General features: G+C 43.7%; 17 protein-coding genes. 8 read left to right on the top strand and 9 right to left on the bottom strand.

The genetic code is table 11. The annotated features are described in order from the left end of the window. The 5 genes from ACHUFN_RS17445 to ACHUFN_RS17425 all read right to left on the bottom strand — a co-directional run. Positions 1-691: IS4 family transposase (locus tag ACHUFN_RS17445; protein WP_394223909.1), on the bottom strand; the 691-nt coding region annotated here is incomplete at its 3' end. 178 nt (positions 692-869) lie between these two features. Continuing rightward, positions 870-2,045: a MalY/PatB family protein gene (locus ACHUFN_RS17440; protein WP_394223908.1), complete on the bottom strand. Its 1,176-nt coding sequence runs from the start codon at positions 2,043-2,045 to the stop codon at positions 870-872. Between the two features lie 141 nt (positions 2,046-2,186). Continuing rightward, positions 2,187-2,564, bottom strand: a complete 378-nt coding sequence (locus ACHUFN_RS17435) for a response regulator (RefSeq protein WP_394223906.1) — start codon at positions 2,562-2,564, stop codon at positions 2,187-2,189. Positions 2,565-2,782: 218 nt separating this feature from the next. Further along, entirely contained in the window at positions 2,783-4,615 is a 1,833-nt protein-coding gene (typA, locus tag ACHUFN_RS17430) for a translational GTPase TypA (RefSeq protein WP_394223904.1), read from the bottom strand. A 157-nt stretch (positions 4,616-4,772) separates the two neighbouring features. Further along, a complete protein-coding gene (locus ACHUFN_RS17425; protein WP_394223902.1) occupies positions 4,773-5,048 on the bottom strand; it encodes a hypothetical protein in 276 nt (91 codons plus the stop codon). A gap of 25 nt (positions 5,049-5,073) precedes the next feature. On the opposite strand from ACHUFN_RS17425, the gene glnA reads away from it, so the two are divergent. The 4 genes from glnA (at position 5,074) to glnG (ending at position 10,001) form a co-directional block, all read left to right on the top strand. Beyond that, positions 5,074-6,483: a glutamate--ammonia ligase gene (glnA, locus tag ACHUFN_RS17420; protein ID WP_394223900.1), complete on the top strand. Its 1,410-nt coding sequence runs from the start codon at positions 5,074-5,076 to the stop codon at positions 6,481-6,483. 261 nt (positions 6,484-6,744) lie between these two features. Beyond that, positions 6,745-7,386: a DUF4124 domain-containing protein gene (locus ACHUFN_RS17415; RefSeq protein ID WP_394223899.1), complete on the top strand. Its 642-nt coding sequence runs from the start codon at positions 6,745-6,747 to the stop codon at positions 7,384-7,386. A gap of 130 nt (positions 7,387-7,516) precedes the next feature. Further along, a complete protein-coding gene (glnL, locus tag ACHUFN_RS17410; protein ID WP_394223898.1) occupies positions 7,517-8,602 on the top strand; it encodes a nitrogen regulation protein NR(II) in 1,086 nt (361 codons plus the stop codon). Continuing rightward, a complete protein-coding gene (glnG, locus tag ACHUFN_RS17405) occupies positions 8,592-10,001 on the top strand; it encodes a nitrogen regulation protein NR(I) (RefSeq protein WP_394223896.1) in 1,410 nt (469 codons plus the stop codon). Before glnL ends, glnG begins: the two co-directional genes overlap by 11 nt. 45 nt (positions 10,002-10,046) lie before the next feature. Here the strand turns inward: glnG and ACHUFN_RS17400 are convergent, their stop codons facing one another. Together ACHUFN_RS17400 and ACHUFN_RS17395 are read right to left on the bottom strand one after the other, a co-directional pair. Next, positions 10,047-10,253, bottom strand: a complete 207-nt coding sequence (locus tag ACHUFN_RS17400) for a helix-turn-helix domain-containing protein (RefSeq protein ID WP_071815852.1) — start codon at positions 10,251-10,253, stop codon at positions 10,047-10,049. Next, positions 10,253-10,759: a hypothetical protein gene (locus tag ACHUFN_RS17395; RefSeq protein ID WP_394223895.1), complete on the bottom strand. Its 507-nt coding sequence runs from the start codon at positions 10,757-10,759 to the stop codon at positions 10,253-10,255. Before ACHUFN_RS17395 ends, ACHUFN_RS17400 begins: the two co-directional genes overlap by 1 nt. 228 nt (positions 10,760-10,987) lie before the next feature. Here ACHUFN_RS17395 and ACHUFN_RS17390 point away from each other — a divergent pair, with 228 nt between their 5' ends. Further along, entirely contained in the window at positions 10,988-12,241 is a 1,254-nt protein-coding gene (locus tag ACHUFN_RS17390; protein ID WP_394223893.1) for an aspartyl protease family protein, read from the top strand. A gap of 101 nt (positions 12,242-12,342) precedes the next feature. Here the strand turns inward: ACHUFN_RS17390 and ACHUFN_RS17385 are convergent, their stop codons facing one another. Beyond that, the gene (locus ACHUFN_RS17385; protein WP_394223891.1) at positions 12,343-13,482 is read right to left on the bottom strand and encodes an HD-GYP domain-containing protein; all 1,140 of its coding nucleotides are present in this window, start codon (positions 13,480-13,482) and stop codon (positions 12,343-12,345) included. Between the two features lie 206 nt (positions 13,483-13,688). On the opposite strand from ACHUFN_RS17385, the gene ACHUFN_RS17380 reads away from it, so the two are divergent. From ACHUFN_RS17380 to ACHUFN_RS17370, 3 genes are all read left to right on the top strand, one after another. Continuing rightward, entirely contained in the window at positions 13,689-14,414 is a 726-nt protein-coding gene (locus ACHUFN_RS17380) for a 1-acylglycerol-3-phosphate O-acyltransferase (protein WP_394223890.1), read from the top strand. A 32-nt stretch (positions 14,415-14,446) separates the two neighbouring features. Next, the gene (gene rraB / locus ACHUFN_RS17375) at positions 14,447-14,842 is read left to right on the top strand and encodes a ribonuclease E inhibitor RraB (protein ID WP_394223888.1); all 396 of its coding nucleotides are present in this window, start codon (positions 14,447-14,449) and stop codon (positions 14,840-14,842) included. 115 nt (positions 14,843-14,957) lie between these two features. Continuing rightward, positions 14,958-15,764 (top strand): choice-of-anchor H family protein, encoded by an 807-nt coding sequence (locus ACHUFN_RS17370; protein ID WP_394223887.1) that lies wholly within the window; start codon positions 14,958-14,960, stop codon positions 15,762-15,764. Between the two features lie 52 nt (positions 15,765-15,816). On the opposite strand, the gene ACHUFN_RS17365 is transcribed toward ACHUFN_RS17370, so the two are convergent. Continuing rightward, positions 15,817-16,026 carry a type II toxin-antitoxin system antitoxin gene (locus ACHUFN_RS17365; RefSeq protein ID WP_394223885.1) on the bottom strand — a complete coding sequence of 70 codons (210 nt, stop codon included), beginning with the start codon at positions 16,024-16,026 and terminating at the stop codon, positions 15,817-15,819. Positions 16,027-16,031 lie beyond the last annotated feature (5 nt).

Genomic DNA, 16,031 nt, shown 5'->3' with positions numbered 1-16,031 from the left:
GTGTACCGTCTGGATTTGAAGCGTGACGTCCTTTCGTTTTCTGTTTAAAGAGAATAAGCGTACAGGCGAAGGCGTTGCTTCTTACTATGTAGCTGTTATCAAAACGCTTCGGTCGACTGGTCGCTTGGGCGTAGAGGTGACAAATACACTGCCATGTATTACCACTGTCCAGCGAGTAAAAGTGTGGTTTGCGAACGCGTCCGACGACATCCCACCCTAGTGCTAAAACTTCTCTTAACCAAGGCGATTTATACCCTGCGTCGGTGACAATAATGGGCCGACAGCGTGAGGGTAATATAGCGTGCAACGCCCTTAAGAATGCTTTGTGCGTAGCGGGTTTCTCTTTCGTCTTGTTGCAGTGCACTTCTTGATAAAGTGTGATGGGCCGACCTTTTAAAGATATTGCCGCGCGTAAAAGAAAGTGCGCTTTACGGTCGTCTAAATCTGACCAGTCGATTGAAATGACGGGGCGTGATGTGCCGCCACAAAATAGTTGGCATATAGATGCATAGATAAGCGGTGTTTCACTTAACAAATTTGGGTTTGAAAGCAAACGGTCGGCACGTTTAATCCGATGTTTTTCAAAGGCTTTAGTATTAATTCCTCGACCTATGCTTGTTACAGTTGCAGCGCTTCCGTTGAGCAAGCTTTTCACGCACGCTGTTACCGCATTTAGTCGAGTTTTATGCATGTTATAGCTGACAAGCGAAACGACTTTGTTCACAATAGTTAGGGCATTCATGGTTGTTTGGTCTCAGTGATGTTTGGCGATTGATCTGATCACCAAACATCATGAATGTTCCTATCTTTTTTATCTCATTGATATCGCTATATTATTTGAGGGGATACCTCAGACTCTGACCCCAATTTTAGCTGGCGAGGCGTTGCAGAATGTCTTGTAGCATTGCTTTGCTACAGCCGAAATTAATTCTGAAATGATCGGCTTTGTGAAAATCTATGCCTGGTGATGGCCCAACACCTTTTTCTTCCGCCCATTGCTGAACGTTTTCAACACCCAGCCCACTGGCATCTACCCAAGCAAGAAAGGTTGCATCTGCTTTTAGCATTCGCAAGCCGTCAATACTATTAATGGTATTGAACACCATGTCTCGATTTTCACGCAGGTAAGCGAGTTGCCGCTGGTGCCAATTGTCGCACTGAGTAAACGCCGCTTCAGTTGCTGCCAAACCTAATACGGTAACCCAAGGCACAATGCCAGCAGCGGCATTGGTAAATGCTTGGCGAAGCTTGCGGTTGGGAATAATGGCAAACGAAGTGCCTAACCCCGCAATGTTAAATGTCTTACTTGCCGCCATTAAAGTAACGCTATTCTCAGCAAGCTTTACCTCACGTCCGGCAGGAATGTGCTGCTTACCCTCTTCTAATATAAGGTCGCAATGAATTTCATCAGAACAAAGCGTTACGTTGTTTGCGTTACAGATATCAGCAATGCGATCGAGCTCAGTTTTTGAAAGCACTGATCCCACTGGGTTCATTGGGTTGCAAAGAATAAACAGTTTGCATTTTGGGTCTGCAGCTTCCCTTCCCAATGCATCAAAATCCAGAGTGTAACGTGCTCCCTCAATTTCATTGATGGTATCTGAGATTTCGCCTTCTGCAGTTTGCACTACCGTTCCAATATCCACCCTATCAAGGCCATTAAGCTTTGGTGCCGCCAATAACGGCGGGTAGTTAGGGGTTTGAATAAGTACTTTATCACCAGGCTCGCAATATGCTTTGCATGCCACATTAAATGCAGGGACAACACCTGGTGTCCACACAAGCCAATCAGGCTGAATGTCCCAGTCATGCTTCTCTTTAAGCCACCTTACCACTGCTTGAATTGCGCCTTGGTGATGCGCAGGCAAAATGTAGCCCATGTTGCCGTGTTCAACACTCGATGAAATAGCGTCTAGGATTGGTTGAGCACAACGAAATTCTGTGTCGGCGACCCACGCAGGAATAACATCTTTCCCTTTGTATTTTTGCCATTTAAACGAGAAAGTATCTTTTCGAGAAGGGGTGTTATCGAATAAAGCGCTCACATTACATCCTGTTGCATTATTAACTTATATCAACAGTCTAGAATTTTAGCGCGTTTTAAACTAGAGGCGAGAGATGAATAATCGGAATTTTGCTATATCGAATTGTACTTAGTTAGAGGTTAATTTAAACGATAGGGATATTTAATTCGTTTGTGAAACCGCTTCTTTTGACTTTTGGATAAGTTCTTCCATATTCAATGGTTTAGCCAAAAAGCCTGATACTTGTAACTTACGTGCTTCCATAACAAGATCTTTATTAGGGTCGGCAGTAATCAACAAAAATGGCACGTTAAGACCGGAAGAATGGCAGGTCTTCAACAAGCTTAGCCCATCATAATCGGGCATGACCTGGTCGCTGATGATCAGACTTATTGATTCAGAGGTTTGCTGTAGCAAAAAGTCTCTAGCAAATTTACTACGCGTAAATGGATAAACAACAGCATCCAACTTTGTTTCCAACGCGTCGGTAATAATATCAAGCGTAATCGGATCATCTTCAACAACGGCTACAGAAAACACTTCCCTTTCCCCTTTTCATTCATTTTATTGGTGCAATTTTAACGCAGCTTTGCTGACGTAATGATGCAACAGCTTTTCATCTTCAAGCATAGGGGTTTATCTGAAATTACACTACTCATCTTTGGTCGATATTTTCCGATTTCTCACACCAGAAACCAAAATAAAAAATGCCAGCGAAAGCTGGCATTTTAAAAGTCAGTTTAAGCCTTTGTGTAAAACTAAGACTTAGGTGCGCGTGATGCGCGCTTACGCTCGTTTTCAGTAAGAAGTTTCTTACGAATACGGATTGATTCAGGTGTTACTTCTACTAGTTCGTCATCATCGATGAACTCAAGCGCTTGCTCAAGTGACATCTTGATTGGTGGAACTAGAGTTTGCGCTTCGTCAGTACCAGAGGCACGAACGTTTGTAAGCTGCTTACCTTTAAGTGCGTTTACAGTTAGGTCGTTGTCACGGCTGTGAATACCAATAACCATGCCTTCGTACACTTCAACACCGTGACCGATGAATAGACGGCCACGCTCTTGAAGGTTAAACAGGGCGTTAGTTAGTGCTTTACCGTTGGCATTAGCGATTAGTACACCATTCTTACGTTTACCAATGATACCGCCTTTGTACGGACCGTAGTGATCGAACGTGTGGTACAACAAACCAGAACCTGATGTCATCGTCATAAAGTCTGTTTGGAAACCGATTAGACCGCGGCTTGGAATGACGAAATCGATACGAACACGACCTTTACCATCTGGAGACATATCGGTCATTTCGGCTTTACGCAAACCAAGCTGCTCCATAATAGAGCCCTGGTGCTGCTCTTCACAGTCGATAGTAAGTGTTTCGTAAGGTTCTTGTGTTTCGCCATCAACTTCTTTCAGAATTACTTCTGGACGCGATACTGCAAGCTCGTAACCTTCACGACGCATGTTTTCAATAAGAATACCTAGGTGAAGCTCACCACGACCTGATACGCGGAACTTATCAGGGTCTTGAGTTTCTTCAACGCGAAGTGCCACGTTGTGTACTAGTTCGTCGTTAAGGCGCTCTAGAATGTTACGTGACGTTACATACTTACCTTCTTTGCCTGCAAACGGAGATGTGTTTACTTGGAAGGTCATAGTTACAGTAGGCTCATCAACCGTTAGTGGAGGAAGCGCTTCAACCGTATTCTGGTCACAAATGGTGTCAGAGATCTTAAGCTCGCCAAGACCTGTGATAGCAATAATGTCGCCTGCATGCGCAGATTCAACTTCGTGACGTGCAAGACCCAGATAGCCGTAAACTAGACCAACTTTACCGTTGCGTTTTTCACCATCAGCAGTAACAACCGTTACTTGTTGGTTTGGCTTAACTGAACCGCGCTTAACACGACCTACACCAATTACACCCACATAAGAGTTATAATCAAGCTGAGAGATTTGCATTTGGAAAGGACCGTCAATATCAGCGTCTGGTGCAGATACTTGTTCAACGATAGTTTCAAATAGCGCAGTCATATCTTCTTGAGGCTCGTCTGCATCGTGTGACGCCCAACCGTTTAGTGCAGATGCGTAAACAACTTGGAAGTCTAGCTGTTCATCAGTTGCACCTAAGTTGTCGAATAGGTCGAACACTTGATCCATAACCCAATCAGGACGCGCACCAGGCTTGTCGATTTTGTTGATAACAACAATTGGTTTAAGACCTTGAGCGAATGCCTTTTGCGTAACGAAACGCGTTTGCGGCATAGGGCCTTCTTGTGCATCTACAAGCAGAAGTACAGAGTCAGCCATTGACATTACACGTTCTACTTCACCACCGAAGTCAGCGTGTCCAGGAGTATCTACGATGTTGATACGGTAGTCGTTCCAGTTAATCGCTGTGTTTTTAGCTAAGATGGTAATGCCACGCTCTTTCTCGATGTCGTTCGAGTCCATTACGCGCTCTTCTTGCTCGCCTCGAGATTCAAGGGTGCCAGACTGCTGTAACAGTTTGTCTACCAGGGTGGTTTTACCGTGGTCAACGTGGGCGATGATTGCGATGTTACGCAATTTACTAATATCAGTGGTATTCATGCTTATATAGAGCCTGTGTAAATCGATGCCAACTTAATTCGGGAATCGAATAAGTCTGCATTAGATTTGTTGCAAAAAAATGCAGATAGAAAAATTTGCGCGGATTGTACAGAAAAACCACGACGTTTGCGCATCTTTTTTTTGATGGAAACGAGTTTTATTGGTTTTCAACCATTTGTTTAACAATTGACCATTTATATTGCACCGAATTGATCAGATTGGCTAGCCAAGCGTTGCAAACTGATTTAGGCTGATTGACGTATAAATGAGCACAAAACACCATCATGGTGCACCCATGCACCATGATGGTGCCTTCAACCGAAAAAGGAAGTGATAGGTGCCTGTCTATGCCACAGAATTCGGTAAGCATATAGATGGCATGATAATCGCTTTCACTTTTGCCACTGTTGGAGTGAAGCTGATCATTCCGCATTTTTACATTAAACCTGGAGGACACGATGTCAGTAGAAAAGGCATTAGAGCTGATTAAAGAAAGTGAAGCGAAGTTTGTAGATTTACGTTTTACCGATACGAAAGGTAAAGAACAACACGTATCTATCCCTGCGGGCCTAGTTGATGAAGAGTTTTTCGAAGAAGGTAAAATGTTCGACGGTTCTTCAATCGCTGGCTGGAAAGGAATAAACGAGTCAGACATGGTTCTTCTTCCAGATGCAGACAGCTGCGTTGTTGACCCGTTTGCTGAAGAAACACAAGTAAACATTCGCTGTGACATCGTTGAACCTTCAACAATGGAAGGTTATGAGCGCGACCCTCGCTCAGTTGCTCGCCGTGCAGAAGAATTCCTAAAATCAACAGGCATCGGTGATACATGTTTCTTTGGTCCAGAACCAGAATTTTTCCTTTTCGATGACGTTAAGTTCCACACAGACATGGCGGGTTCTTTCTACAAGATCGACTCTTCAGAAGCTAAGTGGAATTCTGGCGAAGAATTCGAAGGCGGCAACATGGCGCACCGTCCTGGTGTTAAAGGCGGTTATTTCCCAGTACCACCAGTAGACTCTGCTCACGATATCCGTGCTGCAATGTGTCTAGTAATGGAAGAAATGGGTCTTGTAATTGAAGCTCACCACCACGAAGTAGCCACTGCTGGTCAGAACGAAATTGCATGTCAATTCAACACACTAGTGAAGAAAGCTGACGAAATCCAAGTTTATAAGTATGTAATTCACAACGTTGCACACGCATACGGTCAAACTGCTACCTTTATGCCTAAGCCTCTTGTAGGTGATAACGGTTCTGGTATGCACTGTCACCAGTCAATCTCTAAAGATGGTGTTAACATCTTCGCAGGTGACAAGTACGCGGGTCTTTCTGAAGAAGCGCTTTACTACATTGGTGGTATTATTAAGCACGCGCGTGCAATCAACGCTTTTGCTAACGCTTCAACTAACTCATACAAGCGTCTAGTTCCAGGGTTCGAAGCACCAGTAATGCTTGCATACTCTGCGCGTAACCGTTCAGCGTCTATTCGTATCCCTCACGTAACTAGCGATAAAGCGCGTCGTATTGAAGTACGCTTCCCTGACCCAACTGCTAACCCATACCTAGCGTTCACCGCTATGCTTATGGCAGGTATCGACGGTATTAAGAACAAGATCCACCCTGGCGACGCTATGGATAAAGACTTGTACGACCTACCGCCTGAAGAAGCAGCTGAAATCCCAACTGTTGCAAGCTCGCTAGAAATGGCGCTTGAAGCGCTTGATAACGACCGTGATTTCCTTAAAGCTGGCGGCGTTATGACTGACGACATGATTGATGCGTACATCGATCTTAAGTCTGAAGAAGTTACTAAATTGAACATGACAACTCACCCTGTTGAGTTCGACATGTACTACAGCGTGTAATAACACGCTGTATTGCAAAATATACTAAAGCCCGCTGTGCGGGCTTTTTTTATGCCCACTTATTATCTACTATATTTAAAAGCTTTACGCTTTTTATGAAGACGCTAACGCACTAGTAACTAGCGAAGTTATTCAAGCAAGGCAATATGAACAAAGCTTTTTGAATAGTGTGGTTTATATGTGTTCATATCGAATTTTTTCGAATTGGATAAGAACAATAACTCCAATTCATATCAGGATTTTATGACTAGGTAGCAACACGTGCTTAGAATTACGCGACATATCTGCTTAATCTCATTGTTACTAGGCACTGGCAGCGCATTCGTTCATGCGCAGGCAGTAGCACAGAATCAAGCCGGCTCTGCGCAAAATGCACAAGCCTATGAAGAAGAAAAAAAGGCCAGCGCAGCAACCTCAAGGCCACCTTCTTCTGCGCCACCTGCGCAGCCAAAAGTTTACAAAGTGGTTAGTGAAGACGGCACGGTTACCTATACAGATAAACCCCAATTAAACGCTGAACCGTTAACGTTTGATGTGAAAACTCAAAACGTTGTAACTGCGGACAAAGTTCCCCCTCCTCCGCCACCCACACCTAAAGTTTCAAAACCAAACTACAAGGTGGTGATTAAGTCTCCTGCTCCAGAAGCGACTATTCGTAATAATCTAGGCGAGATTACCATTTCAGCGGCTCAAACTGGTGCACCCAAAGCGCCGATTTACCGATTAATTTTTGATGACGCCCCAATAGCTAGCAACAGTTCCGGCGTATTCAAGCTCTCTGGCATCCATCGCGGCGCCCACACGTATAAAGTTGAATTAACTAACAATACGGGCAAGACTCTTGCATCGTCTCCAGTACAAACCCTTTACCTACATCAGGCATCGGCGTTAATTAATAACTAATAGCGTGCAATCACTGTTTTGTAAGCGCACCACAGAGGTTCAGTAGCAATCCTTCACTGGTCTCAATGTTCGCGCTTCGCATCATTGCAAGCTACAATGCACAATTATGGTGCAAAGGAGACGGGCTCGGATGCATTCCACCGAGTTAGAAACACAGCAGCTAATTAATAGCCTTAACACCGCGTTGGTGATGGTAGACAACAAATTAAAAATTGTTTACGCCAACCATGCCGGCGAAGCGTTGTTTGAAACAGGGCTGAAACAACTCATTGGGCATCCTTTGCAAGATTTTTTCTTGCCGGGAACAATTGAGACAACCCGACTCAAAGCCGCTATGAGAAAAGGTGAAGATTTCACTGAAAATGAAATTAAACTAGCGTTTAAAGATAACCGCTACGTTTCTGCCGATCTAACTGTCACCAATTTACATTTTAAAGACGGCCAACGACTGCTGTTTGAAGTTAAGAAAATTGATCAGCAAAAACGAATTTCACGGGAAACTCTCCAAAACGCACAACACTACGCAGCGCGGGAATTGGTACGCGGCCTTGCTCACGAAATTAAAAACCCACTAGGCGGTATTCGTGGTGCTGCGCAGCTCTTAGAAAAAGAGCTGATAGACGAACATAAAGAGTTCACCAGCATGATCATCGAACAGTCTGACCGTCTGCGCAATTTGGTTGATCGATTACTAGGGCCAAATTCACTGCCTCGATTTGAAGAGAGCAACGTACACCAAGCGCTCGAAAAAATACGCAGTTTAATGCGCTTCGATTCGTACAATCCTATTAGCATAGTACGCGATTACGATCCGAGTATTCCGCCGCTTATGCTCGATCCTGATATGATTCAGCAAGCCGTACTCAACATTGTTCGAAACAGCGTTCAAGCGCTGACAGAAAGCCAAACGCCTAATCCAGAAATAAGATTAATAACGCGCATTGAGCGCCAAATGACAATTCAAACGAAACGTCATGCGCTGGTTGCCAAGATTAAAATTATCGATAACGGGCCGGGTATTCCCGCGGAAGTTAAAGACACGCTTTTCTATCCCATGGTCACAAGTAAACAAAATGGCTCTGGGCTGGGTTTATCAATTTCTCAAACCCTTATTAATCACCACGGCGGCAAAATAGATGTAGACAGCTACCCTGGTCACACTGAGTTCGTAATTTACATACCAATAGACCGTAAGGAGACAGACGATGACGAATGAGTCTGTGTGGATTGTTGATGATGACAGTTCTATTCGTTGGGTGCTGCAAAAGGCCTTACAAGCGGCAAATATCAGCTGTTTAAGTTTTGAAAACCCTGAAGATTTATTACTTCAACTTCAAAGCGGCCAAGCCCCTGAAGTCATCATTTCAGACATTAGAATGCCACAGATGGACGGCATGACGTTACTGAACGAAGTGCATGTATCGCATCCTATGCTTCCTGTTATTATTATGACAGCGCACTCAGATTTAGATAGTGCGGTAAATGCTTATCAAAAAGGCGCGTTCGAATACTTACCAAAGCCATTTGATATCGATGAAGCAGTCACGCTAACTCAACGAGCGCTTGCTCATTCCAGAGAGCAATCCACAGTTTCTAAAGCCCAGGTAGAGGATGTGGTAACCGAAATTATTGGTGAAGCTCCTGCTATGCAGGAAGTATTTCGCGCTATCGGTCGTCTTTCTCGCTCTTCCATTAGCGTACTGATTAACGGTCAGTCGGGGACGGGTAAAGAGCTCGTTGCTCATGCGCTACATCGGCATAGCCCTCGCGCCAGCAAACCGTTCATTGCACTAAATATGGCGGCCATTCCTGCTGATCTTGTCGAGTCTGAACTTTTCGGCCACGAAAAGGGCGCGTTTACTGGTGCACAAGCCGCTCGCCAAGGCCGTTTTGAACAAGCTGACGGCGGTACACTGTTCTTAGATGAAATTGGCGATATGCCGTTAGATGTGCAAACCCGTCTTCTACGGGTACTCGCCGACGGTCAATTTTATCGCGTAGGTGGACATCAGTCGGTAAGCGTTGACGTACGCATTATTGCTGCAACCCACCAAAACTTAGAACAGCGTGTTGCTGAAGGTAAGTTTAGAGAAGATTTATTTCACCGCCTGAACGTTATTCGCGTGCACCTTCCCTCGCTGAATGAGCGCCGTGAAGACATTCCACTTTTAACGCGTCACTTCCTGCGCCGAGCAGCAAAAGAGCTAGATGTAGAAGCTAAAAGTATTTCAAAAGACGCCGAGCGCGTAATGTCGCAACTACCATGGCCGGGTAACGTTCGTCAGCTTGAAAACGTGTGCAGATGGTTAACCGTGATGGCAAGTGGCCAAGAAGTATTGCCAAGCGATTTACCTCCAGAAATTCACAGCGATAGCAGTATTGAAAAACCAAATGCTGAGTCGGGAGATTGGCCAGACTTATTAGCAAGTTGGACAGATAAACAGCTTCGCGACGGCCATCACAACATTCTAAACGACGCGATGCTTACGTTTGAGCGCGTTATGCTTGAGCGAGCGCTTCAGCATACGCACGGCCACAAGCAGGATGCCGCTAAGCGCTTAGGTTGGGGAAGAAACACGTTAACAAGAAAGCTGAAAGAGCTGGGTGTTAACTAACGCATAAAATGCAAAAAGGGCATTTTCGTGCCCTTTTATTTTCCCTTACTCATCTTCATACACCAATATATCGCCAGGCTGGCACTGTAAATGGTGACAAATTGCCTCTAATGTTGTGAACCGAACGCCTTTAACTTTGCCGCTTTTCAATAGCGACAAATTTGCCTCAGTTATTCCAATTTTCTGTGCCAGATCTTTAGAGCGAATTTTGCGCTTCGCCATCATAACGTCAAGGTTAACAAGAACAGGCATCACACAATCTCTTTGTTTTCTTTATCTAACTCGGCGGCAGCGCTAAATAAGTGAACTAGCACAGGTAAGCACAACACTATAATTAACGTCATGGGGTTAAGACTTATATCAATTGAACTATCGGGCACCACTAAGTAAGTGGCCAAAGGCGTCATTGCCATACTATAACAGACATAAAAAACCGTAATCCAAGATACGTATTTCAAATAACGTAACGTGGCTTTTGCATAAAAAAGCCCACTGCTTAGTGCAAGTAAAAGGCGCTGAAGGAAATAGAATCCAAGCAACCAGCACCCCATCAAAGGTGAGAAAACTGCTGCAAGTAGGATATGTGATTCTTTGTACTGAAGCCACAAAGCATCAAATTGATTGTCTCCAAAGGTCACCCACCACTGCCCTTGTGATACGAAGCCGTAAATGGCAATAGTTAAAAAAATGCCTACAACAGCAAACAGCGTCATTCGAGTAACGTGACTAACCCGTTTAAGATTTTCTATAGATTGCATAGCGCGCTCTTCTTGCCCTTTTTCGCTCAGTGTACGCCACAGCAACCCACAACACAAAACAACCTCGTAACACAGAAATATTTTATTACAAAACACATAATAATTATTGCAAAACAATAATTAATTTCTTTTACACTTAATAAAAACGACGAGGCAATTATTATGATAAATCACACTAATGAAGCTACACATTCTTGCTGTAAACGCAGTTGTCTGCGTTGGATACTGATGACGACTATGCTCGTTGGTCTGTCAGGATGTCGCATTTGGGACATGGCCGCTTTTCAGTGGAAAAATGAGAACGCGAAAATTGCTTGGCAAAGCGAAGGCAAAAACGCTGACAAAGAATTCGTAGATGAAGCCATTACTCGGACCGTGGTGCCTTTCACAATGCTCAATGACCACATTTTGGTGAATGTGACTGTTAATAAAACCACACCCCTGACTTTTGTACTAGATTCGGGCGCTGCAGCCACAGTCATTACCGAAACTAACAAAACCAACGCACTTAAGTTACCTACGAACAAGCCAATTACGATAGGGGGGGCTGGAAGCGGTAAGGCGCCAACCGCTTACATCGTGCATGACGCCCACATTCAATTAGGTGGGTTTTCTATCTCCGATTTATCGGTCATTTACGCACCAACATCTGCGATGCCGTTTCGCAGTGTAGATGAAACGTATTTCGACGGTGTACTTGGCGCTGATTTTTTTAATTGTTGTCTTGTAGAGATAAACCACGATGCTAAGAAATTAGTAATTACCAAACCAGATGATAACAGCAGAGCGCATTATCGCACTGAGCAGTGGCAGGAAGTCGCAATGCCTGTAGAGAGCAATACGCCCTACTTCACCACAACACTTCACGATGAAAAGAGCCTAACAACGGTAAAACTCATGCTGGATACCGGTTCAACAGGGACATTGAGCTTATTCGCCGAAAATGACCGCTTTGCTTTGCCAGATGAAACTTTTGCAACAACCAGCACCGGAATTCAAGGAGATTCAGCCAACCTTGTTGGTTTACTGTCTCACTTCTCTTTTGGCGACACCACGTTTGAGCACCTGCCAACATACTTTAGATTTGAAGGGAGTAATTCGCAGGACGGAAGCGACGGGGTATTGGGTAATCAAGTTTTAAGACAATTTAACACTGTGTTTGATTTTTCTGCAGAACGTATGTGGTACAAACCCACAAAGCAATTTACTTCCTTTATAGGCGCAGATCGTTCTGGCCTTCGCTTGCTCCCTCATTCCCAAGGTGCCATTGTTTTAGACGTGGCTGAAGATACTGGGGCGTATGCCGCCAAAATTTCAGTCAACAGTATCATCACTGAATTTGAGGGAGAGCCGGTTACCTATGCAAACTTCGATAAACTGAAAATGGCGCTGAGTCACCCCAAAAGAGAAACAGTGCCACTTTGTTGGGAATTCAAAAGCCAGAAACTTTGTAACGACGTACAGCTTGGTTCGAGAATTTGATCTGGCCGCAGTTAACGACAGTCAACAATTCAAACAGCACCTAATTCAAATAGCACCTAATTCAATTTGTAGCTAATTTAAAAACCCCCAAAGGGCAGTGTTTACTGCCCTTTGGTTAACAATGCTGTCATTCCTTGATTGAAATGCCTTACCCACTTCATACTAAATTGACCTTTAGCACTGCGGTTAATTTCAATGACCGCCTCTTTTTTGGATAAAACGTTGTTTTCGTTATGCGCTCTAGGATGCGTCATCGCATCGTATGTATCGACAATTGCCAATAATTTTGCACCTTCACAAATGTCTTCTTCTTTGATGCCTAGCGGGTAGCCAGTTCCATCGGTACGTTCGTGGTGCTGCATCACTATTTTGCGCGCCATGTCCCATTGGTCTAAATGCTCTAAAAGTCGAGCACTCTTATAAACATGAGAGCGCATGAGGTTAAACTCGATATCACTAAGTGCATCTCCTTTATGAAGAAGCTTTAATGGCATAAAAGCCATACCAAAGTCATGCACATAACTGGCAACAGCGAGCTGGTCTTCATCAATGGGCTTCTCTGCAACGTCATTAATATACATAGCAAGTTTAGCAATGCGGTCACCGCGACCTGACCAATAGTTAGAGCGACGCTCTATGGTTTGCATTAAGTCACGAAAGAACAATATGTCCTGCTTCTTTTCACTACTGATGTCTTTTGGAATACCCGTAGACGCAAGCGTAGGCGGTTTTATCTGAACATTCTGGGGGTTGTCTTCATCGGTAACAATATCTAACGCCGGGTTAAGCAGTAAAACTGCTTCGGTAAGGCGCTTTTCATGTTCTTGAGTATTTTCAGGCGTTACTCGGCCAATTGCCAATACCAGTTGATTATGCAGATTGTCGTCGTATTGGGCTTTACCATCTGCCATTACACTTTCAACAAAGGCTTTTACCCTGTCCATGGTCAGCAGTACCAAGTCGCTCATTGTACTGGTATAAGCCACCTGCCCTTTGCGTAAATAATCGAGCAAATCTTCGACGTGCTGCAACAGCGGAATCATTGGCGAGAAATTCACCAACCCTAAGTCGCCCTTAATGGTGTGAATAGAGCGAAAAAGCGCGCGCTGTAATTCGTTATCTTCTGGACGAAGCTCAAGCTCAATTAAGGTTTGCTCACTTGATTCGTAGAGTTCGTTTATTTCCTCCATTAAGTCAGAAAGAATATCTTCTTCTAGGTCGTCTGGAGTGAATGTTTGCATATACTATTTACCAAGTTAGGGTTGATTGAGCTTTTTTGTATTGTAATGGGGTATCGAAAAAATTTCCTCATACTAAAGCAGATAAACACCCCGACTTTTTCAACTTATTTACTTAATCAGCTTCTGATACAATAAAAAACTCATCGGACAAGTGTACGCTGAAACTTCAACTATACTGCGCGCGTCAATTGAATCTAGGAGTTATTTTGGTCGCTTTATTCCGCATTCCGGCACTTTTTATTGCTTTCTTACTTATAAACATCGTTTTGCTTATCGTATGTATCGTTAGGCCTTTCCACAAAGACAACGTGCACGCTGCGGGTAGTATGTACTCACTTATGGCTAAAATTGTTGGCCTAAAGATCATTATTAAGAAAGATCCTGCGGTAAAAATCAATGAACCATACGTTTACATTGCCAACCATCAAAATAGCTTTGATGTCATCACCATTTGTAAAGCAGCATTACCTGGAGTTGTAACCATTGGTAAAAAGAGCTTAAAGTGGATCCCCATTTTCGGTCAAATTTATTGGTTATCAGGCAATATTATGATTGATAGAAAAAACTCGGGTAAAGCCCGCAACACACTTGATATTGCTGCCAAACGAATTGCCAAGAAGAAAACTTCGGTGTGGTTATTCCCTGAGGGCACTCGAAGTTATGGCAGAGGAATTTTACCATTTAAACAAGGCGCATTTCGCTTAGCAAAAGCAACTAATGAACCTGTAGTTATGGTAACCGCAAGCAATTTGCATAAAAAAGTAAAATGGAATCGCTGGGATAACGGTATTGTACTTATTGATATTGCCGCCCCCCAACCGTTAACAGAGGAACACTCTATCAAAGAGTGGATGCTGCATTTTAACGACGAAATGAAACAAAAGTTTGATGCACTCAATACACAGGTCGATGAACTTGAAAAAAGCAGGTAAACTTGCGTCAAAATTGCTAATGAGTGTTTATTATGACCCAGTTCGATGAAAGAGAAGAGTGGTACGAGTTTAACCAAGAAACTATTGATGCCCTCTTAGACGATGGCAGCCAAGCCGATGCCGACTATACCATTGAGCACCACTTTGCCAGCACTGACTTCGATGTTTTAGAAAAAGCGGCTGTTGACGCGTTCAAAGCAGGGTTTGAAGTGACTGACGCTGAAGAATTGATGTTAGACGATGGGGAAACCATTTTTTGCTTCGACGCTGTTGCAGAAAGAAAGCTAGACATACAGAAGCTTAATGCTGACTCGGATACACTGCTAAAAATTGCTGATAAACATGATGTTACATACGACGGCTGGGGCACTTACTTCGAACCTCGTGAAGAAGGTGAATACGAAGAAGAGCACGGTTTCGACGATTAACCGCTAATATACGCCGCGCCTTTTACTAACAAGGCGTTAAGTTACCCTTCAGCTTTTGTTCATCTTTTTCCGTCGACAATGACATGGTCATTATCGATTGGAAAAGGATGGACAGATGAAAAGCTTACTTCTCTCTCTTACCGCATACACTGTAGTCGCAACAATTAACTTTGCCCTTGTATCACCTGTACATGCAAACTCCAAGACAGGCGCGAACGACAAAACAGTAACTTCGAAAGAATTCCGTTACGACAAGCCTTATACCGCTTCCCCTTCGCTTTTGCCCAAAACTACAAGCTTAATAGAAAGCGAAGAATCGAAAGAGCAGCCATTGAGCAGTGCGAGTAGTCAACAAGTAAACACGAATAAGCACCAGCATCATGTAGGCGTAAGTAAATCATCTAGCGATATTTTAGTTAGCAGTATCAACGAGTTTTGGATCTACGAAAGCTGGATTACTTTAGAACAAGATATCGATTACGACGGATATCATTCCGCTTTTTCGATTGAGTTTGACGCTGACACAATATTCACGCGCGCTCCGGTTTATGCTGTGTTGTATTTAGGCAGAAATGGCGTTTACGAGGCCATCCATGTATCGTCAGAATTTTACATTTATTCAGAGGATTCAACAGACACCTTTACCATCGAGAGCACTCTCCTTACTGGTTACCCATCAAGTGAATACGACGTTTTATTAGAACTTTATGACGCAGATACTGAGGTGCTAGTTGCGTTTACCGACGCATTTGACGACAGTGCTTTGTCTTACCTTCCTCTTGAGAGTGAAAACAACGAATACGTAGTTGAAGAAACTGTAGTTGTTGTAGAAGAGCACGGCGGAACGTGGTCGTGGCTTTCATTATTCATGATGGGTGGCGTCGTACTCTTCAGACAAAAAGATAAGCGCAATGAAAGATAACCTTCGTCGCCTAACTATGATGTGAAGATAACTGATAAAGCATGTAAGCCTATCAGTTATCTTCTTTTTCGTTAGGATTAACCTGTTCGACTTCTACCACCACTTTTTCAACAAGCTTCACTCTTCCCTGCTTCACCAATGCTTGCCTTAGTACGTACTCAATTTGCGCGTTAAGACTACGTAGGTCGTCGGCGGCCCACCTTTCCATTGCAGCAAGTACATTTTCATTTATCCTAAGTGGATACGCTTTTTTCTTAGCCAAAATAA

Source organism: Alteromonas gracilis, from assembly GCF_043642145.1.
Lineage (GTDB): Bacteria > Pseudomonadota > Gammaproteobacteria > Enterobacterales > Alteromonadaceae > Alteromonas > Alteromonas gracilis_B.
Note: the sequence above shows the minus strand (reverse complement) of the source record. Positions and strands in the feature narration are given on the sequence as shown.